Source organism: Pseudomonas sp. GL_103, from assembly GCF_057835175.1.
The window spans coordinates 5,444,277-5,465,354 of record NZ_CM174420.1 but is presented as its reverse complement, the minus strand read 5'-3'; the positions used below and the strand labels follow the sequence as shown (position 1 = coordinate 5,465,354).

Genomic DNA, 21,078 nt, shown 5'->3' with positions numbered 1-21,078 from the left:
ATGGCCAAGGCCAAGCGCATGTACGGCTGCACCGAGTGCGGCTCCACCTTTCCAAAATGGGCCGGCCAGTGCGGTGAATGCGGAGCCTGGAACACGCTCACCGAAACCATGGTGGAAAGCGGCGGGGCAGCCGCCCCCAGCGGTCGTACCGGGTGGGCCGGCCAGCAGGCGCAGATCAGGACCCTGGCCGAAGTCAGTGTCGAAGAGATTCCGCGCTTCTCCACCGCTTCCAGCGAGCTCGACCGGGTTCTGGGTGGCGGTCTGGTGGATGGCTCGGTGGTGCTGATCGGTGGCGACCCCGGCATCGGCAAGTCGACCATTCTATTGCAAACCTTGTGCAACCTCGCCAAGAGCATGCCGGCGCTGTATGTCACCGGTGAGGAGTCCCAGCAGCAAGTGGCCATGCGTGCGCGGCGCCTGGGGTTGCCCCAGGATCAACTGCGGGTCATGACCGAAACCTGCATCGAAGCCATCATCGCCACGGCCCGCCAGGAAAAGCCCAAGGTGATGGTGATCGACTCGATCCAGACGATCTTTACCGAGCAACTGCAATCGGCACCGGGCGGTGTATCCCAGGTGCGTGAAAGTGCGGCGTTGCTTGTGCGTTACGCCAAACAGAGCGGTACGGCGATTTTCCTGGTGGGCCACGTCACCAAGGAAGGCGCGCTGGCTGGCCCTCGAGTGCTGGAACACATGGTCGATACGGTGCTGTATTTCGAAGGCGAGTCCGACGGGCGCCTGCGTCTGCTGCGGGCGGTGAAGAACCGTTTCGGTGCGGTCAATGAACTGGGTGTGTTCGGCATGACCGACAAGGGCTTGAAAGAAGTCTCCAACCCCTCGGCGATTTTTCTGACCCGTGCCCAGGAAGAAGTCCCGGGTAGCGTGGTGATGGCAACCTGGGAAGGCACGCGGCCGATGCTGGTGGAGGTACAGGCGCTGGTGGACGACAGCCACCTGGCCAACCCCCGTCGAGTCACGCTGGGGCTGGATCAGAACCGGCTGGCGATGTTGCTGGCGGTGCTGCACCGTCACGGCGGCATTCCAACCCACGATCAGGACGTTTTTCTCAACGTGGTCGGCGGGGTCAAGGTGCTGGAAACGGCGTCCGACCTGGCGTTGATGGCGGCAGTGATGTCCAGTTTGCGCAACCGGCCATTACCCCACGATCTGCTGGTGTTCGGCGAGGTCGGGCTTTCCGGTGAGGTGCGTCCGGTGCCGAGCGGTCAGGAGCGTTTGAAGGAAGCCGCCAAGCACGGCTTCAAGCGGGCCATCGTGCCCAAGGGCAATGCGCCGAAGGAGGCGCCGGCAGGGTTGCAGATCATTGCTGTCACGCGTCTGGAACAGGCGCTTGATGCGTTGTTCGAATAATTAGCAGGGGAAACTCAAAACCTGTGGGAGCGGGCTTGCTCGCGAAAGCGGTGTGTCAATCAACAGAGATGCTGAATGTACCGGCCTCTTCGCGAGCAAGCCCGCTCCCACATTGGAATGGGATTGACCTTCAGATTTCGATCAGCGCGCCCAATTCTCGTTCCAGCTCCTGCGGATCGGCGAGATTGAGCTCGATCAATCGCCGCAGGCGCTCGATGGACTCCAGACTGATGTGCAGGCAGACAAACCCGAGTTGGCCATGGTCGTCGTGGGCCAGATGCACATCCATGGTGATGTCGGCCTCTTCGCTCAGATGAATGTCCACCAGAAAATCCTGTTGCGGATTGCCCAGCCACGGATCGGGTCGCTCGATCAGCAAGCCCTTGAGCGACAGGTCAATCAACTTCACCGGCCAAGTGGACTCACCCTGGCTCAGCTCGGTTCGGGCATCGAACGCAATACGTTTGAAGCGGCGACGTTCGGCAGGGTGCTCGCTCATGGCGCGATCCTCGGAAATGTACGCTGACTATAAACCCGCATGATCAACGGCTGCCAGCGCGTGCAGGTGTCTAGACCAATGTCGGGGTATGGTCTTTGCCGTCAGGAGCGCTAAACTCGGGGTGGCTGTCTTTCTTGTCCACTCTGGCTGGAATAATAAAATGAAAAATAATAATAGCCCGCTACGCCATTTGCCTTGGCTGGTGCTGGCAATCGTAGGTGCGTGCGCCCTGGGTGTCGTGGCATTGCGCCGAGGCGAGGCAATCAACGCCTTGTGGATTGTGGTCGCTGCCGTGGCTATCTATCTGGTCGCCTACCGCTACTACAGTCTGTTCATCGCTAACAATGTCATGCAACTCGATGCGCGACGGGCCACTCCCGCTGTGCTCAACAATGACGGTCTGGATTACGTTCCAACCAACAAGCACATTCTTTTTGGACACCACTTCGCGGCCATTGCCGGTGCGGGGCCGCTGGTCGGTCCGGTATTGGCGGCGCAGATGGGCTACCTGCCCGGCACGCTGTGGCTGATCGCCGGCGTGGTGCTGGCCGGTGCGGTTCAGGACTTCATGGTCCTGTTCATGTCCACCCGCCGCAACGGGCGCTCCCTGGGCGACATGGTCCGTGAGGAAATGGGCCGCATCCCCGGCACCATCGCGCTGTTCGGCTGCTTCCTGATCATGATCATCATCCTCGCGGTGCTGGCGCTGATCGTGGTCAAGGCCCTGGCCGAGAGCCCGTGGGGCATATTCACGGTGATGGCGACCATCCCGATCGCGATGTTCATGGGCATCTACATGCGCTACATCCGCCCGGGTCGCATCGGCGAAATCTCGGTCATCGGCGTGCTGTTGCTGCTCGGTTCGATCTGGCTCGGCGGGCAGATTGCCGCGGATCCGGTGTGGGCCAAGGCGTTCAGCTTTACCGGTATCCAGATCACCTGGATGCTGATCGGCTACGGTTTTGTCGCGGCTGTATTGCCGGTGTGGCTGATCCTGGCGCCCCGTGACTATCTGTCGACCTTCCTGAAGATCGGCACCATTGTCGCCCTGGCCATCGGTATCCTGGTGACCATGCCCGAGCTGAAAATGCCGGCCCTGACCCAGTTCGTCGACGGCACCGGCCCGGTATGGAAGGGCGGTCTGTTCCCGTTCCTGTTCATCACCATCGCCTGTGGCGCGGTATCGGGTTTCCACGCGCTGATCTCCTCCGGGACCACGCCGAAACTGCTGGATAACGAAACCAACGCCCGTTACATCGGTTACGGCGGCATGCTGATGGAATCGTTCGTGGCGATCATGGCCATGGTTGCCGCTTCCGTGATCGAGCCTGGCGTGTACTTCGCCATGAACAGCCCGGCGGCCGTGGTCGGCGGTGATGTGGTGGCCGTTGCGACAGCCGTCAGCAACTGGGGCTTTGCGATTACCCCGGAAGCCCTGCAAGCGGTGGCTCACGACATTGGTGAAACCACCATCCTGGCCCGTGCCGGCGGTGCACCGACCCTGGCGGTCGGTATCGCGCAGATCCTGCACAGTGTCCTGCCGGGCGAGAACACCATGGCGTTCTGGTACCACTTCGCGATCCTGTTCGAAGCGCTGTTCATCCTGACCGCGGTCGACGCCGGCACCCGTGCCGGGCGTTTCATGCTGCAGGACTTGCTCGGCTCCTTCGTCCCGGCGCTCAAACGCACCGAGTCCTGGACCGCCAACCTGATCGCCACCGCCGGCTGCGTGGCGATGTGGGGCTGGTTGCTGTATCAGGGCGTGATCGATCCGTTGGGTGGTATCAACACCCTGTGGCCGCTGTTCGGTATCTCCAACCAGATGCTGGCCGGTATCGCCCTGATGCTCGGCACCGTGGTGCTGATCAAGATGAAACGCCAGCGTTATGTCTGGGTCACCATGTTGCCGGCGGTGTGGCTGTTGATCTGCACCACGACAGCGGGCTTCATCAAGCTGTTCGACGCCAACCCGGCGATCGGCTTCCTGTCGCTGGCCAAGAAATACAGCGATGCCCTGGCCAACGGCCAGATCCTCGCCCCGGCCAAGGACATCACCCAGATGCAGCACGTGATCTTCAACGCCTACACCAACGCGACGCTGACCGCTTTGTTCCTGTTCGTGGTGTTCAGCATCCTGTTCTATGCGCTCAAGGTCGGTATTGCCGCCTGGGGTAAAAAAGAACGTACGGATAAAGAATCGCCATTCCAGGCGCTGCCGGATGCGTAACCAGAGGATTGCAGCATGTTCAATGACTTGAGTCGCCTCGGTAAATACCTCGGTCAGGCCGCGCGCCTGATGGTCGGCATGCCCGACTACGACAACTACGTCGAGCATATGCAGAACAAGCACCCGGACAAACCGGTGATGGACTACGAGGCGTTTTTTCGCGAACGCCAGGAAGCCCGTTACGGTGGCAAGGGTGGGCCGAAGTGCTGTTGATCCGACAGCCCGGTTGAGGCAATCCCCCTGTGGGAGCGGGCTTGCCCGCGAAAGCGGTGTGTCATTCAACATTCATGTCGACTGACACGCCACCTTCGCGGGCAAGCCCGCTCCCACATTTGTTTTGTGTACTTTTTTGATTTTGTGCAACAGGAGATCCAGCGTGTCCTCTCCCATCCCCGTAACAATCCTCAGCGGCTTCCTAGGCGCCGGCAAGACCACCCTGTTGCGTCACCTGCTCAAGGCCGAGCACGGTCTGAAAATCGCCGTGATCGAGAACGAATTCAGCGACGCCGGTATCGATACCCAGCTGTTGGGCGATGAGCCGGTACAAGTGATGACCCTGTCCAACGGCTGCGTCTGCTGCACCATCCACACCGACCTGACCAAAGCGCTTTATCTGTTGCTCGAGCGTCTGGACCAGGGCGACATCGCCTTCGACCGCCTGGTGATCGAATGCACTGGCCTGGCCGATCCGGCACCGGTGGCACAAACCTTTTTCATCGACGAAGAGTTGCGTGAGCGCTATATCCTCGACGGCATCATCACGCTGGTCGACGCGGCACATGCCGACTTGCACCTGACCCAGACCATCGCCCAGGCGCAAATCGGATTCGCCGACCGCTTGCTGGTGAGTAAACGCGACCTGGTGGACGAACCGACTTTCACCGCGTTGAGCGAGCGCCTGACCCGTATCAACCGGCGTGCGCCGATCCGCGTGGTCGACCACGGCAAGATCGACCTGGCCGAGTTGCTCGATGTGCGCGGCTTCAACCTCAATGCCGATCTCGGTGGTGGCGTGAGTTTGCGCCCGGTCAGCCAGGCTGCTCCGTCCATCGACCGCATTTCCAGCCTGGTGCTGCGCACTGAAAAACCGCTGGATATCGACAAGCTCAGCGAGTTCATGAACGAGCTGCTGGAGGAGCATGGCAAGCAGTTGCTGCGCTACAAAGGCGTGTTGAATATCCTCGGCGAATCCCATCGCATGGTGTTTCAAGGGGTGCTGAAACTTTATGGTTTCGACTGGGATACCGAGTGGGCGGAAGACGACGTGCGCGAGAGCGTGATCGTGTTCATTGCCGATGACTTGCCGGAAGAAAAGATTCGCGAGGGATTTGCGCGGGTGGCGGCGGATTAAAATCAGAAATTGCAGCGAGCCTTAAGTCGCCATCGCGAGCAGGCTCGCTGAAGTGCAGTCCCCCTGTGGGAGCGAGCCTGCTCGCGAAAGCGATCTAACCTGCGGCACAGTTTTGGCCCAGTGCCGATGCAGGGCTCAGCAACAAGTCTTCCAGATAATCCAGATGCCGGTTGAGCGCGACTTGCGCCGTTGCGGCATCTCCTCGCTCCAGCGCATCCAGAATCTCCATGTGCTCCACGCAATAATCCTTCTGCTGCAGATCAAACTGCGCAATCGCCAACGAAGTCAGCGGTACCAGGCTCTCAAGAAAATGCGCTAGCGGTGCATTTCCCGCCATTTGTGCCAACTGCAGATGAAACTCTCCCGACAAACGAATCGCCCGGCCACGCTCGGTGCATTGACGCTCGTTATCGACCAGTGTCCGCAGGCGCTTCAAGTCTTGCGCGCAGGGTCGCTGACACGCCAGCCGAACCAGCATGATCTCGGCCAGACGCCGGGCATGCAGTGTCTGCCGGGTCTGCTCGGCATCAAGCTCGGCGACGCGGGGACGATGGTTGACTCGAAGGATGATGATCTGCTGATGGGACAGTCGCGTCAGCACATCACGCATGTCGCTGCGCCTTGCACCGAACATCTGCGCCAGGCTTTCTTCGGTAAAGCGACTGGCCGAATGGATGCGCTGTTCGAAAATGGCATCCAGGACCCGCGAATACAGATCATCCACCGAAGGGCGGACGGGCAGGGTGGCGAGCGTTTGTGGCGAGGCAAAGCTGTTCATGGCCAATCTCCAGTTCGAAGAGGTTTCAACTGCCGAGGTTGTCTTCCGGGATGTTCAGTTCGATGCCCATGCGCTGGCCTTCGCACAAAATGTGCCGACGCATCTCGGCGCTGGCCTGGGCGCTGTTCTTGTTGCGGATCGCCCGCACCACGGCTTCGTTTTCTTCAAGGCGTTCAGCCAGATGCTCCGGGGAGTTGCGCAACACTTCGGCGCTTTGCTTGAGGGCATTGCTGGTTTGCTGGACCACGCTCTGGAAGATCGGGTTTGACGTCAGCGTGAACAGCTCTTCGTGGAACGCGATGTAGGCACTTACGCCGGCTTCACTGTCATTGGCCTCCAGGGCTTCGCGCATGTCCATCAGGGTCAGGCGCAGTTGCCCGACTTCCTTGCTGCTGATGGACTGGGCCACGAGGCCGACGATGAATGGTTCCAGGGTGTAGCGCAGTTGCAGCACGTCTTCCAGGCTTGCTGCGGCCACCGCGTTATCGTGGGACTGGTCATCGCTGAGACTGGCCTCGAGTACGACTACGCCTTTGCCCGGCATCGAACGCACCAGGCCAAGGGTTTCCAGGACGATGACCGCCTCACGCAGGCTCGGGCGGCTGATACCCAGTTGTTCGGCCAGTTCACGTTGTCCCGGCAGCATTTCGCCGGAGCGCCACTGACCTCGGGCCAAAGCGGCCCGAAGTTTTTCCACGACTGAAGTTACGACGGTCGACGAGGTAATCACTGTTCGCTCCATGAGCATCTAAAAGTGGTGAAGGTGTGCCGGCCAAGGCGAGGTCGGCACACCGTTGATTCAGAATTCCTGCTGATGTGCCGGTGCGACCGGTTTTCTCGGCTGGAAGGTATAACCCGCCTGGCCCGAAAGTACCTTGTTAGCCCGCTGCACATCGATGTCCTTTTCCCACCGTGCGATGGCGACGGTCGCCACACAGTTGCCGATCAGGTTGGTCAGCGCCCGACCGATGCCCATGAACCAGTCCACGGCCAGTACCAGCACCAGACCCACCACCGGAATGGCCGGAATGGCTGTCAGGGTGGCCGCCAGAATCACCAGCGCCGAGCCCGGAATACCGTGGGCTCCCTTGGAGGTGATCAACGATACCAACAGAATCGTCAGCAGGTCGGTCATCGCCAGCGGCGTGCCGGTGGCATTGGCGATGAACACGATGGCCAGGGTCAGGTAGATCGAGAAACCGTCGAGGTTGAACGAGTAACCCGTTGGAATCACCAGCCCGACCGTCGAACTGCCGATGCCCAGGTGCTCAAGCTTGCGCATGATTTGTGGCAGCACAGCGTCGGACGAAGCGGTGCCCATGACGATCAGCAGCTCTTCGCGCAGGTACTTGAGCAACGGCCACATCTTCAGGCCGGAGAGGCGCATCACCAGGCCGAGAATCAGCGTCACGAAAGCCACGCAGGTCAGGTAAAACAGGCCGACCAGGCTGCCCAGGTGCTGCAGCGAGTCCAGGCCATATTTGCTGGTGGTGAAGGCGATCGCACCGAATACACCGATCGGCGCCAGACGCACGATCATGCCCATGATGCGGAAGATCACGTGGCTGAGTTCATTGATCAGCCGCGAAATACCCGATGCCGCCTCGCCCACCAGATTCAGCGCACTGCCGAACAGCACGGAGAACAGCAGGACCTGCAGGATGTTGTTATCGGCGAAGGCACCGATCACTGACGTCGGAATCAGGTCCATCAGGAACTGTGTGGTGGTGTGCATGTGCTGGCCGCGCTGGGCAATGTCGCCCATGTCGGCTGCGGAAAGCTGCTCCAGGTGAATGTTCGCGCCGCTGCCGATGCCGGTGCTGAAGGCGAACACCAGACCGATCACCAGGGCGATGGTGGTCAGGATTTCAAAGTAGATCACCGATTTGAGGCCGATACGGCCGACCTTCTTCAGGTCGCCGGCACCGCTGATGCCGCTGACCACTACGCAAAACACGATCAGACCGATGAGCATCTTGATCAGTTTGATGAAGCCATCGCCGAGAGGTTTGAGCTGGGCGGAGTATTCAGGAAGGGTCAGCCCGCAGACGATGCCGAGCACCAGTCCGAGAACCACTTGGAGGAAGATTGAACGCGAGCACCATCTGAGCATGGGAGGAATCCTGGTCGGTGTCCTGGCTGCCGTGCGCTTCGCGCATCAGATTCAGGACTTAATTATTGTGGTCTTACCGGTATGTCCAGTGCGGGCGCAGTCTAGGCGCTATTTTTGGGTGTTCGCAAGTAAAAATTAAAAAATTGGCATGACCGGTCTGACCAGTGGACAAAGCCGCGTAGAAGCTGCCGAAGGCTGCGATCTTTTGATCTTGATTTGGGCGTCTGAGAAACCAATGAAGATCAAGATCAAAAGATCGCAGCCTACGGCAGCTCCTACAGGGATCTAAGGCAGCCGTCATATCGAAGTGAGGATTTGCAGGCGAAAAAAAACCGGCCATCTCTGGCCGGTTTTTATAGCTGCGGTTTAGCGGGCTGATTAAGCGCCGTATACCGGCAGCTTCTTGCAGATCGCCTTGACCTTCTCACGAACGGCATCGATCACCGCTTCGTTGTTCAGGTCAGCCAGGATGTCGCAGATCCAGCCGGCCAGTTCCTTGCACTCTGCTTCCTTGAAGCCACGAGTGGTCACAGCCGGGGTGCCGAAGCGCAGGCCGGAGGTGACGAACGGGGAGCGTGGGTCGTTTGGCACGGAGTTCTTGTTCACGGTGATGAACGCTTTGCCCAGAGCGGCATCGGCGTCTTTACCGGAGATTTCCTGCTTGATCAGCGACAGCAGGAACAGGTGGTTCTGAGTACCACCGGAAACCACGTCGAAACCGCGCTCGATGAACACGCCGGCCATGGCCTGGGCGTTCTTCACCACTTGCTGCTGGTAAACCTTGAACTCAGGCTGCAGCGCTTCCTTGAAGCAGATCGCCTTGGCCGCGATCACGTGTTCCAGCGGGCCGCCCTGGGCACCCGGGAATACCGCGGAGTTCAGCTTCTTCTCGATGTCGGCGTTGGCGCGAGCCAGGATCAGGCCGCCACGTGGACCGCGCAGGGTCTTGTGGGTGGTGGTGGTCACGACGTCAGCGAATGGAACCGGGTTCGGGTAGACGCCAGCGGCGATCAGCCCCGCAACGTGAGCCATATCAACAAAGAGGTAGGCACCTACCTTGTCGGCGATTGCACGGAAGCGCGGGAAGTCGAGGATCTGCGAGTAGGCAGAGAAACCGGCCACGATCATTTTCGGCTTGTGCTCAACGGCCAGGCGCTCGACTTCGTCGTAGTCGATCAGGCCGTTGGCGTCGATGCCGTACTGGATGGCGTTGTACAGCTTGCCGGAGGACGAAACGCTGGCACCGTGGGTCAGGTGACCACCGTGGGCCAGGCTCATGCCCAGGATGGTGTCGCCGGCCGACAGCAGGGCCAGGTAAACGGCGCTGTTGGCTTGCGAACCGGCGTGCGGCTGAACGTTGGCGTAGTCGGCGCCGAACAGCTCTTTGGCGCGATCGATAGCCAGCTGCTCGACGATGTCTACGTACTCGCAACCACCGTAGTAGCGCTTGCCCGGGTAGCCTTCGGCGTACTTGTTGGTCAGTACCGAGCCTTGAGCTTCCATCACCGCAGGGCTGGTGTAGTTTTCCGAAGCGATCAGCTCAATGTGCTCTTCCTGGCGCTGAGCTTCTTGCTCCATGGCGGCAAAGAGATCGGCGTCGTACTTGGCAATAGTCAAATCACGGCTGAACATGGCGGTCCTCAAGGATCGGGGGCGGAAAAGGGGGGCATTCTAACCTAATGGGTTTTAGATGGCATATGAAACGGCATCATGTCGCAGACAAGTGGTGTTCATGCGGGGATTAGCGGTGATTGTGCCGGCCAAATCGCGAGCAAGCTCGCTCCCACGGGGTTCTCGGGGGCACACAAAATGTGCGAACACTGTAAATCCACTGTGGGAGCGAGGCTGCTCGCGAAGGCGCGAGTAGCGGCGCTACAAAAATTCAGTCGAACATGAACAGCGCATCATTGCTGAACTGCCCTTCGAACCGGCCCGCTGGCATCGGCCGTCCGAACAGATAACCTTGTACCTCGTCGCAGCCGTGCTCCCTCAGGAAATCAAGCTGCTCTTGGGTTTCCACGCCTTCGGCGATCACCGCCAGGTTGAGGCTGTGGGCCATGGCAATGATTGCCCGGGCAATTTGTGCGTCCTGCTCGCCGCTGGGCAGGCCATCGACAAAGGTGCGGTCGATCTTCAGAACGTCGATCGGGAACTGCTTGAGGTAGTTGAGCGATGAATAGCCGGTACCGAAATCGTCGACCGCAATGCTCAGCCCAAGGTTTTTCAGCCCGGCGAGAATCTGCATTGCCTCGCTGACTTCGCGCATCAGGATACTTTCGGTGAGTTCCAGTTCCAGGCATGCCGGCGGCAGGCCGGTTTCCTTGAGGATGGTCGCGATCCGCGTACCGAGCTGGCCGTCGGAGAACTGCCGCGCCGAGATGTTCACCGATACCTTCGGCACCCGTACCCTGGCCTGATGCCAGGCCTTGAGTTGACGGCAGGCTTCGCTGATCACCCAGTCGCCGACATCCACCACCAGCCCGAGCTCTTCGAGCACCGGAATGAAATCCCCCGGCGGCACCAGCCCGCGGCGTGGATGACGCCAGCGCAACAGAGCCTCGGCACCGGTCAGGCGCTTGCCGTCACCGCTGAACTGCGGCTGGTAATACAGCACGAATTCGTTCTGTTCCAGGGCATGGCGCAAGTCGCTTTCCAGCTCCAGACGTTCCAGCGCACTGGCGTTCATGTCCGCCTGATAGAACTGGAAGTTGTTCTTGCCACGCTCCTTGGCGTGGTACATCGCGGTGTCGGCATTCTTCATCAGCTGGCTGAGCTCGTTGCCGTCCTGCGGGCTCAGGGCGATGCCGATACTGGCCGTGACGAAGAACTCGCGGCCTTCGAGCACGAAGGGTTTCACCAGGCTGGCGAGAATCTGTTCGGCCACATGGATCGCCCGGTTCAGGGCGATTTCACGGTTGGCTCGCGGTTGCAGGAGCAAGGTGAATTCGTCACCGCCCATGCGCGCTACGGTGTCGTCATCGTCGACGCATCCGAGCAGGCGCGTGGCCATTTCCTTGAGCATGCGGTCGCCGGCGGCGTGGCCCAGGGAGTCGTTGATCGGCTTGAAACGGTCGAGGTCGAGGAACATCAGCACCACCCAGGACTTCTGCCGTTCGGCCGATTGCAGTGCCGTGTGCAGGCGATCCTGGAACAGCGAACGGTTGGGCAGGTGGGTCAGGGCGTCGTAGTAGGCGAGGCGGTGAATCCGCTGCTCGCTGGCCTTGCGCTCGCTGATGTCGCTGAAGAAGCACACATAGCTGGCCAGGTCGCCTTCGTCGTCGAGTACGGCAGTGATCCCGACCCAGGCAGGGTAGTGCTCGCCATTACGACGCTTGAGCCAGACTTCGCCTTCCCAGGTGCTGTGCTGGCCCAATTGCTTGAGCACGTAACGCAGATGGGCTTCTTGCTGGTCGTCGACGGTCAGCATGTTCGGCAACTGGTCGAGGACCTGCTCCACGGCGTAACCGCTGACACGACTGAAGGCTTCGTTGGCCTGGACGATGTAGCCGGCCGGGTCGGTGATCAGGATCGCCGAGGTCGAGTGTTCGAATACCGTGGCGGCCATGCGCAGGTCTTTTTCGGCCCGGCGTTGCTGGCTGATGTCGCGGCCGACGCCGAGCACGCCTTCGAATGTGCCGTGTTCGTCCCAGACCAATACCAGGCGCAGTTCGATCGGGATCTTGCGGCCGTCGGCCCGCAGGCAATCGAACAGGAACAGTTGGGTTTGTACCTGGCTGCGCAACAGCGCCAGTTGGTCCGGTTGATCCAGCGCTTTGCTGACCCGGTCCATCAAGTGGTAGATGCCGGTCAGTTGTTGCGGGTTGGCGATGGTCGATTGCCAGCCGTTCTGGAAAATCCACTCGGCGTCGTAACCCAGCACCGCTTGCACCGAGGGGCTGACGTAATTGAGGTTAAGGCGGCTGTCGGTGGAGAAGATCACGTCGCTGATGCTTTCGGCGAGCATCCGGTAGCGCTGCTCGCTGTCGCGCAGGGATTCGCTGGCTTCGATCTGGTCGGTGATGTCCTTGGCCACGCCGATGATCCGCGTGACCTGGTCGTTCTTGTCCCGCGCCAGTGCCTGCTCGCGAATCTCGAAGCGTCGCCACTGGCCGTCCCGATGGCGGAAGCGCAACTGGCACTGCATCAACTGGCGATAGCCGGCCTGGCGCTGGATCTGGCGGGAGCGATGGTAATAGTCGGCGTCTTCGGGATGCAGGAGGATTTCCCAGAAGTATTCGCCCATCTGGTGCAGTTCGGTGCGGTTGTAACCCAGGGTCTGGCCCAGATGGTGGTTGCTGTAGATCATGCGCTGGCTGATCACATCCTGCACATACAGGTGATCCGGCACGGTGCGCACCACGTCCGACCAGAACCCTTCGCGCTCCTGCAGCGACAGCTCGATGAGCTTGCGGCTGGTGATGTCGGTGATGCTCAGGATCACCGCTTTATAGTCGTCCGGGGTTTGCGGCAGGCGCAGCACCAGCCACAGGTGCTGGTCGCGGCCGCTGGCGTCCTGCAGCTTGATTTCCAGCTCAAGCTGTTGCTGCCGGTTGAGCATCGCGTCGAGCACCTGGTTGCCGATGGCGGTGCCGTCCTGTGGATTACCGTCGATCAGCAGTTTCCAGGCTTTGTCGGCGCTATCGACATTAAGCAGTTGCAGCGCAACCTGGTTGACCTCGGTGACCCGCAGTTCCTTGAGCAATGGCCGGCGTTGCTCCGGGATCGCCAGCCACGCTTGCAGTTGCTCGCTGCCCTGCAGTTGTGCCTTGTCGAAAAAGACCTTGAGCCCGGACATGTCGAGGACGCACAAGGCCACGCCGGTGCCTTCGAAAATGTCCTGGTAACGCCGCCGGCCTTCATTCAACTGGCGCTGACGCCGGCGCATGTTGAGCAAGGCGAGGAACGGCAGCATGGAAAACGCCAGGCCCAGCAGGCATTTGCCGATGAATGCCGGCAGCAGCTCTTCCAGCACGCGCTGACGGTCGAACAAGCCGCGCAGTTGCCAATCGCTGCTGCTCAGCGGGACGGTTAGCACGCTGTTGGCGACATCGTCTTCGGTCAGCGTGCCCGGATTGATCGAGGGCAGCGCTTCGTCGCGGCTGATGATCTGATGATTGATGCGGTTCTCCACCAGCCACAACGGGCGGCCGCCGGCCTCGCTTTGCTTGGTCAGGGACGAAAAGAAGGTGGGTGTCAGGCGCAAGGCCCAATAGCCTCGGGAACTGCCGCTGGCCTGATGCAACAATAAATGCACCACGGAACCGTCGGTGGCATTGCTGAAGTAGTGCGCCTGGGCGTGGCTGCGGCGTACCAGTTCACCCAGGTAGTCGCTGTCATCGCTGTCGGGAGCGCTGTCACTGATGACTCTTCCCGAGGGGCTGAGCAACGCCAGGCTGCGCAGATCAGGCAGCGACTGTTGCAGCTTGCGCAACAGGGCCTGCAATTCATCGGCGCCCTGCGGTTGCTCGACGATCGGCAACAGGTTGAGGGCGATCTGTGCGTTGAGCGCCATGTTCAGGCTGACCTGCGCGGCCAGATCGGCGGTGTAGTCGATGGTGTACTGACGCTGGTTCTTCTGGGTTTCCCGCAACTGGTCGAGCAACTGCCAGAACAGCAGGGCCAGCAGCAATAATGCGAGTGTCGCCAAGGTGCCCTTCAAGGTCCCGCGCAGGGGGGAGCCGGGCGCTGTGGCCGACGCACTGGAAGTCAGAGGCGGAGGGACAATGGACAAGCTGTAATCCTGCGGTTTGGCTGGACTGGCGCGACATGCACTATAAGCCGGACGCCCGAAGGGCGGCTAGCATGCCTTGAGTTGTGGCGAAGTGCCAGCCCCAGCCCGTCGGCTGGACTGCCATCTGTCATTAAGGTAGCTTTGCCGGTTACGCGGGAGCGTTCCAGCTCCTAGACTCAGACTTTTTCAGCGCGCACGTATTGATAGCCTCAAGCGAGCGACGCGCACGGTCTGGCCGGGCATTGCCTGCGCTCCAATCATTCATCAGTCACTGACCCTAGGTTCTCCATGGCTCAATACGTATTCACCATGCATCGGCTGGGCAAAGTTGTTCCGCCGAAGCGGGAAATCCTGAAAAACATTTCTCTGTCCTTCTTCCCTGGCGCCAAGATCGGCGTACTCGGCCTCAACGGTTCGGGTAAATCCACGCTGCTGAAAATCATGGCCGGCGTCGACACCGAGTTCGAGGGCGAAGCCCGTCCGATGCCGGAGCTGAACATCGGTTATCTGCCGCAAGAGCCGATCCTGGACCCGACCAAAACCGTGCGTGAAGTGGTCGAGGAAGCGGTCAGCGTGATCAAGAATGCCCAGGCTCGCCTGGATGAGGTCTACGCGGCTTACGCTGAAGAGGACGCCGACTTCGACAAACTGGCGGCCGAGCAGGCCAAGCTCGAAGCGATCCTGCAAGCCAGTGACGGTCACAACCTCGATCGTCAACTGGAAGTCGCCGCCGACGCGCTGCGTCTGCCGGCCTGGGACGCCAAGGTTGAAGTCCTGTCCGGTGGTGAGAAGCGTCGTGTGGCCCTGTGCCGTCTGCTGCTGTCCGCCCCGGACATGCTGCTGCTCGACGAACCGACCAACCACCTGGACGCCGACTCCGTTGCGTGGCTTGAGCACTTCCTGCACGACTTCCCGGGCACCGTGGTCGCGATCACGCACGACCGTTATTTCCTGGACAACGTTGCCGGCTGGATCCTGGAACTCGACCGCGGCGCGGGCATTCCTTACGAGGGTAACTATTCCGGTTGGCTGGAAGCCAAGTCCGATCGTCTGGCTGCCGAATCCAAGCAGCAATCGGCCCACGAAAAAGCCATGAAGGAAGAACTGGAGTGGGTGCGCAAAGGCGCCAAGGCCCGCCAGTCGAAATCCAAGGCTCGTCTGCAACGCTTCGAAGAAATGCAATCGCAGGAATTCCAGAAACGCAGCGAAACCAACGAGATCTACATCCCGGCCGGTCCGCGCCTGGGCGACAAGGTCATCGAATTCAAGAACGTCACCAAGGGCTATGGCGACCGCGTGCTGATCGACAACCTGTCGTTCTCCATGCCTAAAGGCGCCATCGTCGGCGTGATCGGCGGTAACGGTGCCGGTAAGTCGACCCTGTTCCGCATGCTGATGGGCAAGGAAACGCCGGATTCGGGCAGCATCGAAGTCGGTGAAACCGTGCAGCTTGCTTGCGTCGACCAGAGCCGCGAAGACCTGGACGGCAGCAAGACCGTGTTCCAGCAGATCTCCGACGGTTCCGACCAGATCCGCATCGGCAGCTACGAGATCCCGTCGCGTACCTACGTCGGTCGCTTCAACTTCAAGGGCGGCGATCAGCAGAAGTTCGTCAAGGACCTGTCCGGTGGTGAGCGCGGTCGCTTGCACCTGGCCCTGACCTTGAAAGAGGGTGGCAACGTCCTGCTGCTCGACGAACCGTCCAACGACCTCGACGTCGAAACCCTGCGTTCCCTGGAAGAAGCCCTGCTGGACTTCCCGGGCGCCGCCATTGTGATCTCTCACGATCGGTGGTTCCTTGACCGCGTCGCGACTCACATCCTGGCGTACGAAGACGACTCGCAAGCGGTGTTCTTCGAAGGCAACTACACCGAGTACGAAGCCGACCGTAGAAAGCGCCTCGGCGAAGCGGCTGCCCAGCCGCATCGTGTACGCTACAAGAAGCTGGCCTGATTTCGGGTTGGTTGCATAAAGAGCGGAGCCTTCGGGCTCCGTTTTTTTTGCCTGTGTTTTTTCAATGACACCGAGTCGCACCATTCGCGAGCAAGCCCGCTCCCACAGGGTTTTGTGAAAGGCGCAAATCTCAATTCAGCAGAAGATCCCCTGTGGGAGCGGGCTTGCTCGCGAAGGCGGTGTTCCTGATGGTGAATTACTCGAATGGTGAGTCCCTATTCGGGTGCAGAATCAGTCAAAAAAGCAGACTTATTTATATCATGCGCACCATTTAATTTCATAAATGCGACATTTCGCTCTGTTCTTGTGCGCGAATCGTTTGTTACAGTCCGGCCCAATCTCCTCCAACGACAATAAATTTGCCGAGACTTTTCCATGATCGAATCCGTCGAATCCTTTCTTGCGCGCCTGAAAAAACGCGACCCGGATCAACCCGAATTCCACCAGGCTGTAGAAGAAGTCCTGCGCACTCTGTGGCCGTTTCTTGAAGCCAATCCGCATTACCTGACCTCGGGCATCCTGGAGCGCATCTGCGAGCCGGAGCGGGCGGTGGTGTTTCGCGTGTCGTGGGTCGACGATCAGGGCAAGGTCCAGGTCAATCGTGGTTTCCGCATCCAGATGAACAGCGCGATCGGCCCATACAAGGGTGGCCTGCGTTTCCACCCTTCGGTGAACATGGGCGTGCTGAAATTCCTCGCCTTCGAGCAGACCTTCAAGAACTCCCTGACTTCATTGCCAATGGGCGGCGGCAAGGGCGGTTCGGACTTCGACCCCAAAGGCAAAAGCGATGCGGAAGTCATGCGCTTCTGCCAGGCCTTCATGAGCGAGTTGTACCGCCACATTGGTGCCGACGTTGACGTGCCGGCCGGGGACATCGGTGTCGGCGCGCGGGAAATCGGTTTCCTGTTCGGCCAGTACAAGCGCCTGAGCAACCAGTTCACCAGCGTGCTGACCGGCAAAGGCCCAAGCTACGGCGGCAGCCTGATTCGCCCTGAAGCCACCGGTTTCGGTTGCGTGTACTTCGCCGAAGAAATGCTCAAGCGCCGCGGTTTGGCAGTCGAGGGCAAGCGAGTGGCAATCTCCGGTTCCGGCAACGTCGCGCAATACGCGGCGCGTAAGGTCATGGACCTGGGCGGCAAGGTGATTTCGCTGTCCGACTCCGAGGGTACGTTGTATTGCGAAAGCGGTTTGACCGAGGAGCAATGGCTGGCGGTGCTGGAACTGAAAAACGTACAGCGCGGGCGCATCCGTGAACTGGCCGACCGTTTTGGCCTGGAGTTCCGCGCCGGTGAGCTGCCATGGAGTCTGAGCTGCGACATCGCGCTGCCGTGTGCGACGCAAAACGAACTGGATGCCCAGGCTGCTCGTACCTTGCTGCGCAACGGCTGCATCTGCGTGGCCGAAGGCGCGAACATGCCGACCACCCTTGAGGCAGTGGATCTGTTCATCGAGGCCGACATTCTGTTCGCGCCGGGCAAGGCATCCAACGCCGGTGGTGTGGCGGTGAGCGGGCTGGAGATGTCGCAGAACGCCATGCGCCTGGCGTGGACCGGTGGCGAAGTGGACAGCAAGCTGCACGCGATCATGCAGTCGATTCACCACGCTTGCGTGCATTACGGAGAAGAGAACGGCCGGGTCAACTACGTCAAAGGCGCGAACATCGCCGGCTTCGTCAAGGTTGCTGATGCCATGCTCGCCCAAGGTGTGGTCTAAGTCGGCTCGATACGGATCACTTCAATCAGTTGATCCCCGGCGGGGCGCTGCCACAGCACTTCATCGTTGAGTCGCGCACCGAGCAGTGCCCGCCCCAGCGGTGAACCCCAATTGATCAGGCCGTGGGCGGCATCGGCCTGATCTTCGCCCACCAGTTGTATCCGGCGTTCGGTGGCGTGTTCATCGGCGTAGGTCACCCAACTGCCGATCTGCACTTTCTCGGTCGAAGTCGCGGCGGGTACCACCTGAGCGCTGCCCAGGCGCTGCTTGAAGTAACGCAAATCACGTTCGAGATCCGCCAGGCGCTGCTTGTCGGCCTGCTCGCCTTTTGCCGATTGTTCGGCGTGCAGGGTTTGCAGTTCGGCGACTTTTCCCTGCAACAGGTCCAGGCCTTGCGGCGTGACGTAATTGGGCTGCGCGCTGACCTGCCGTTCGACAGGCTGATCGGCTTGCGCGGCGGCGTTATCTTCATTGACGAAGGCACGGCTCATGGAATTCTCCCGGTATAGGGTTTGGGTCATGGTCGCAGGCATTTGGTTTCACTGGATGTCTGAAAGCGACTTATGGCGAGTGATAGGCCCGGGCGGCGTCCTGATCCTTCTGCTGCTGCCAGGCTTTGTCCCGTTCCACCAGAGGACTGTTGCGCTCATCCCCGCGGTCCTGGATACGCCTCCCATAGATAAAGTCTAGAAGTGGATTCGTCGGGTGGTTGTGAAAGGTGTGTAGGCATTTCGTCGAACACCACATAACCCCTGTGGGAGCGGGCTTGCTCGCGAAAGGGGCGTGTCAGCCAGCATCAATGTTGAGTGGCATATCGCATTCGCGAGCAAGCCCGCTCCCACAGGGTAAGTGGTGTGTCAGGTCAGTAGTGATACCACTTCAGCTCAAGCATCACTTCGTTCTCGGCCGTCGCCAAATGGCTGAACTCGCGCTGGGCGCTCAAGCGCAGTCCGAGATTGCGGGATATTTCCCACTGCTGATTCAGGCTCAGGCTACGGCGCACTTCACCATTGGTGAAGAAATCGCCCTTGGCTTCCAGGCTCAAATTGCCCAGCGGGTTGTTCCACAGCACACCACTGTTGAAACCGGCGGCCGGGGCAATGAATGCGGCGAAGTCGTTGTTGTGCTCGATACGCACGGTGCCCAGGGCAAAGCCGAGCGTGTCGTCGCCCAGTTGCCAGGTGCCACCACCACCGCCGTTGACGTGGCTGACCAGGGTCTGGTCATCGTGCTTGCCCGGCACCCGCTCCAGACCACCAGTGACTTGCCATGACAGCGGTTGCAGCAGCTCGTTACGCGGAGTCAGGGAGCGAATGGTGGCCAGGTCCAGTTGCTGCACTTGCCAGTCATTGCCTTCGTACTGGCGCAGTTTCAATTGCAGGATTTCGATCTGCGCGCCAAGGGGAAAGCTTTCGTTGTTGTCATTGAGGTCGTGATAAGCCATGCGCAAGCCGTACTCGCCAAAGGCTTTATCTCCACGGGTGCCGAGGCCGAGCTGCCAGGTGCGGGACTCGTGACCGTCTTCAGGCAGGCCCGGTTGCGGGATATCCAGTTCCGGCGCCGGGTTCTGGTTGATTGCCCTCAGCAGTTCGAAGCTGCGCTGGGCGCGTGCCGGGTCGCGTTCCTGGCCGTTGGCGCGGTAACGCTCCAGACGATAGGCCGCATCGATGATCAGCGCCTGACGGTCGCGGGGTTGTGCCTTGAACGCCGGGTCCTGCAATTGTTTCTGGTCGGCGCTGACTTTCAGCACCCATTGCTGCTCTTCAGGGTTCAACGGCTCGGCGCGGCTGAGCAGTTCGCGCTCCCGGGACGGACGATACTGGATGGACTCCACCAGCCCGGCCGCTTTCACGGCTTTGACGGTGTCGGTCGGGATGGCCGTGAGCGGGAATTGCTCGGTCAGGCGCAGGCCTGGGCGGGCCACTTGCAGCAGTTCCAGCAAGCGGTATGAGCAGTTTTCGTCGAAGAAGAAATAGTCGAATTTGATCTGCTTCAGCTCCCATACGTGCTCGACCATGCGCGCGGTTTCCTGCTGGGTCAGGTTCAGGCGGTACTCCCACAGGTCGCGGTTTTCCAGGCTGCGGTATTCCGAGAGTTTTTCCTGATAGGGCACCATCGCGAACAGGCCGGGATAGCCGCCCATCAGGCCTTTCCAGGCATAGATGATGCTGTTGTCCGAGCCCTCGATGTAGGCGCCGAAGTTGATCGCGTAACTGAGCAGCGAAGTCTTGTCGCTCTTCACTTCGGCCTGGTCGATACGCAGCAGGGTATGGCCGAACATCGAGGACGGGCTGTTCAGGTAGGCCGCCGGGAAGATCATCACCGCGCTATCGGGCGAGACGTCCTTGAACCATTGGGTGAACCCGGCGCAGTCCGGCGTCGGCAGGCCGGTCAGGCCGAGTTGTTCTTTCAGCCAGCGGGTGCGGGCCGGGTAGACGCATTGAGCGTGTGTTTCACCGGCACTGGCCGGGGCGTACAAGGCTTGGACAGTCGCTGCCAGTTCATGGTCCGGATGTTCATTGCCGTCAACGGCGAGGAAGAACTTCCGGTCACTGACATAGCTGCGCCAGCCGCCGAGCTTGGCGGTTTCGTAATGGCCCAGGGATATCCAGAAAGGGTCGTTGGCCAGTTGCTGCAAACGTTGTGGGTCGATGTGAGACGCGGCGGACAGCGGGGCGCAGACACACAGCGCCAGCCAGGCAAGGCGTTTGAGCATAGAAGGCAACTTAAATACTTGAGAAAAAGACCCAAAGAGGGGCAGGTCCAAAAAACAAAACCCGCTTCCCGAAAGAAGCGGGGCGGGTCGAGCTTATGCCTGAGTCGCGTACTTGGCCAGACGAGGGTCGGCTTTGAGCACGGCCAGGGTATTGGTATGCACGTCTTCTGCGGTCACGTCAGCCTTGCTGAAGATCTGCTGGAAGTGCTCGTGAGTGACGGCGGCGAAGTGCGCACGGTCTTCCGGCGCCACGCCCAGTACCACGGCATAGGTGGTCAGCGCTTCGCCCTGACCCTTGGCCATGTCTTCGGACAGCTCGTTCATCATGCCATTCATGGCAAACCAGGATTTGCCGCCATAGGTCAGCGCCGAATTGGTTGCGCAACCGTTGGTGCCGGAGGTCATGCCGAAGGTTGCGTTGCCGGAGGTGCCGTTGGTGGTGGATGCCAGGAAGTGAGCTGGAGTACCACGCTGGCCTTCGAACAGCATGTTGCCCCAACCGCAATCCGGGCCGCCTGGCGCTTGCGCCATGGCATTGATGGATACAGCGGTGAAGAGAGTACCAAGAAGAATCCGTTTCATAGCTTTGTTCTCTTTATGTGCATACCAATTGACAAGGAGTTCTGGCC

Annotated in this window: 15 protein-coding genes; 6 read left to right on the top strand and 9 right to left on the bottom strand. The window is 60.2% G+C overall.

The window, feature by feature from the left end:
• Positions 1 to 1,368 (top strand): DNA repair protein RadA, encoded by a 1,368-nt coding sequence (gene radA, locus AC3IP0_RS24605; RefSeq protein WP_046041753.1) that lies wholly within the window; start codon positions 1 to 3, stop codon positions 1,366 to 1,368.
• A gap of 130 nt (positions 1,369 to 1,498) precedes the next feature.
• Here the strand turns inward: radA and AC3IP0_RS24600 are convergent, their stop codons facing one another.
• Positions 1,499 to 1,867 carry a PilZ domain-containing protein gene (locus AC3IP0_RS24600; RefSeq protein WP_489317305.1) on the bottom strand — a complete coding sequence of 123 codons (369 nt, stop codon included), beginning with the start codon at positions 1,865 to 1,867 and terminating at the stop codon, positions 1,499 to 1,501.
• A 160-nt stretch (positions 1,868 to 2,027) separates the two neighbouring features.
• Here AC3IP0_RS24600 and AC3IP0_RS24595 point away from each other — a divergent pair, with 160 nt between their 5' ends.
• The 3 genes from AC3IP0_RS24595 (at position 2,028) to yjiA (ending at position 5,445) form a co-directional block, all read left to right on the top strand.
• Entirely contained in the window at positions 2,028 to 4,094 is a 2,067-nt protein-coding gene (locus AC3IP0_RS24595) for a carbon starvation CstA family protein (RefSeq protein ID WP_057713219.1), read from the top strand.
• A gap of 15 nt (positions 4,095 to 4,109) precedes the next feature.
• On the top strand, positions 4,110 to 4,307 hold the full coding sequence (locus AC3IP0_RS24590; RefSeq protein ID WP_489317304.1) for a YbdD/YjiX family protein: 198 nt from the start codon (positions 4,110 to 4,112) through the stop codon (positions 4,305 to 4,307).
• A 163-nt stretch (positions 4,308 to 4,470) separates the two neighbouring features.
• The gene (yjiA, locus tag AC3IP0_RS24585) at positions 4,471 to 5,445 is read left to right on the top strand and encodes a GTPase (RefSeq protein WP_489317303.1); all 975 of its coding nucleotides are present in this window, start codon (positions 4,471 to 4,473) and stop codon (positions 5,443 to 5,445) included.
• 94 nt (positions 5,446 to 5,539) lie between these two features.
• Here the strand turns inward: yjiA and AC3IP0_RS24580 are convergent, their stop codons facing one another.
• The 5 genes from AC3IP0_RS24580 to AC3IP0_RS24560 form a co-directional block, all read right to left on the bottom strand.
• Positions 5,540 to 6,223, bottom strand: a complete 684-nt coding sequence (locus AC3IP0_RS24580) for a GntR family transcriptional regulator (protein WP_489317302.1) — start codon at positions 6,221 to 6,223, stop codon at positions 5,540 to 5,542.
• A 25-nt stretch (positions 6,224 to 6,248) separates the two neighbouring features.
• Positions 6,249 to 6,953, bottom strand: coding sequence for a FadR/GntR family transcriptional regulator (locus AC3IP0_RS24575; protein WP_489317301.1), 705 nt, complete (start codon positions 6,951 to 6,953; stop codon positions 6,249 to 6,251).
• A 69-nt stretch (positions 6,954 to 7,022) separates the two neighbouring features.
• The gene (locus tag AC3IP0_RS24570) at positions 7,023 to 8,336 is read right to left on the bottom strand and encodes a C4-dicarboxylate transporter DctA (RefSeq protein WP_489317300.1); all 1,314 of its coding nucleotides are present in this window, start codon (positions 8,334 to 8,336) and stop codon (positions 7,023 to 7,025) included.
• A 378-nt stretch (positions 8,337 to 8,714) separates the two neighbouring features.
• Positions 8,715 to 9,968, bottom strand: a complete 1,254-nt coding sequence (gene glyA / locus AC3IP0_RS24565) for a serine hydroxymethyltransferase (RefSeq protein ID WP_489317299.1) — start codon at positions 9,966 to 9,968, stop codon at positions 8,715 to 8,717.
• A 250-nt stretch (positions 9,969 to 10,218) separates the two neighbouring features.
• Positions 10,219 to 14,067 carry a sensor domain-containing protein gene (locus AC3IP0_RS24560; RefSeq protein WP_489317298.1) on the bottom strand — a complete coding sequence of 1,283 codons (3,849 nt, stop codon included), beginning with the start codon at positions 14,065 to 14,067 and terminating at the stop codon, positions 10,219 to 10,221.
• Positions 14,068 to 14,355: 288 nt separating this feature from the next.
• Between AC3IP0_RS24560 and ettA the strand changes: the two genes are divergently transcribed.
• Positions 14,356 to 16,020 carry an energy-dependent translational throttle protein EttA gene (gene ettA / locus AC3IP0_RS24555; RefSeq protein ID WP_489317297.1) on the top strand — a complete coding sequence of 555 codons (1,665 nt, stop codon included), beginning with the start codon at positions 14,356 to 14,358 and terminating at the stop codon, positions 16,018 to 16,020.
• A 375-nt stretch (positions 16,021 to 16,395) separates the two neighbouring features.
• On the top strand, positions 16,396 to 17,733 hold the full coding sequence (gene gdhA / locus AC3IP0_RS24550) for an NADP-specific glutamate dehydrogenase (protein ID WP_489317296.1): 1,338 nt from the start codon (positions 16,396 to 16,398) through the stop codon (positions 17,731 to 17,733).
• Here gdhA and AC3IP0_RS24545 read toward each other — a convergent pair.
• The 3 genes from AC3IP0_RS24545 to AC3IP0_RS24535 form a co-directional block, all read right to left on the bottom strand.
• The gene (locus tag AC3IP0_RS24545; protein WP_489317295.1) at positions 17,730 to 18,224 is read right to left on the bottom strand and encodes a GreA/GreB family elongation factor; all 495 of its coding nucleotides are present in this window, start codon (positions 18,222 to 18,224) and stop codon (positions 17,730 to 17,732) included. The two genes, gdhA and AC3IP0_RS24545, sit on opposite strands and share 4 nt — an antisense overlap.
• Before the next feature lie 371 nt (positions 18,225 to 18,595).
• The gene (locus AC3IP0_RS24540; protein WP_489317294.1) at positions 18,596 to 20,449 is read right to left on the bottom strand and encodes an Lnb N-terminal periplasmic domain-containing protein; all 1,854 of its coding nucleotides are present in this window, start codon (positions 20,447 to 20,449) and stop codon (positions 18,596 to 18,598) included.
• A 93-nt stretch (positions 20,450 to 20,542) separates the two neighbouring features.
• Complete coding sequence (locus tag AC3IP0_RS24535; protein ID WP_008052053.1) at positions 20,543 to 21,031, bottom strand: DUF3015 domain-containing protein; 489 nt, start codon at positions 21,029 to 21,031, stop codon at positions 20,543 to 20,545.
• Between the last annotated feature and the right edge of the window lie 47 nt (positions 21,032 to 21,078).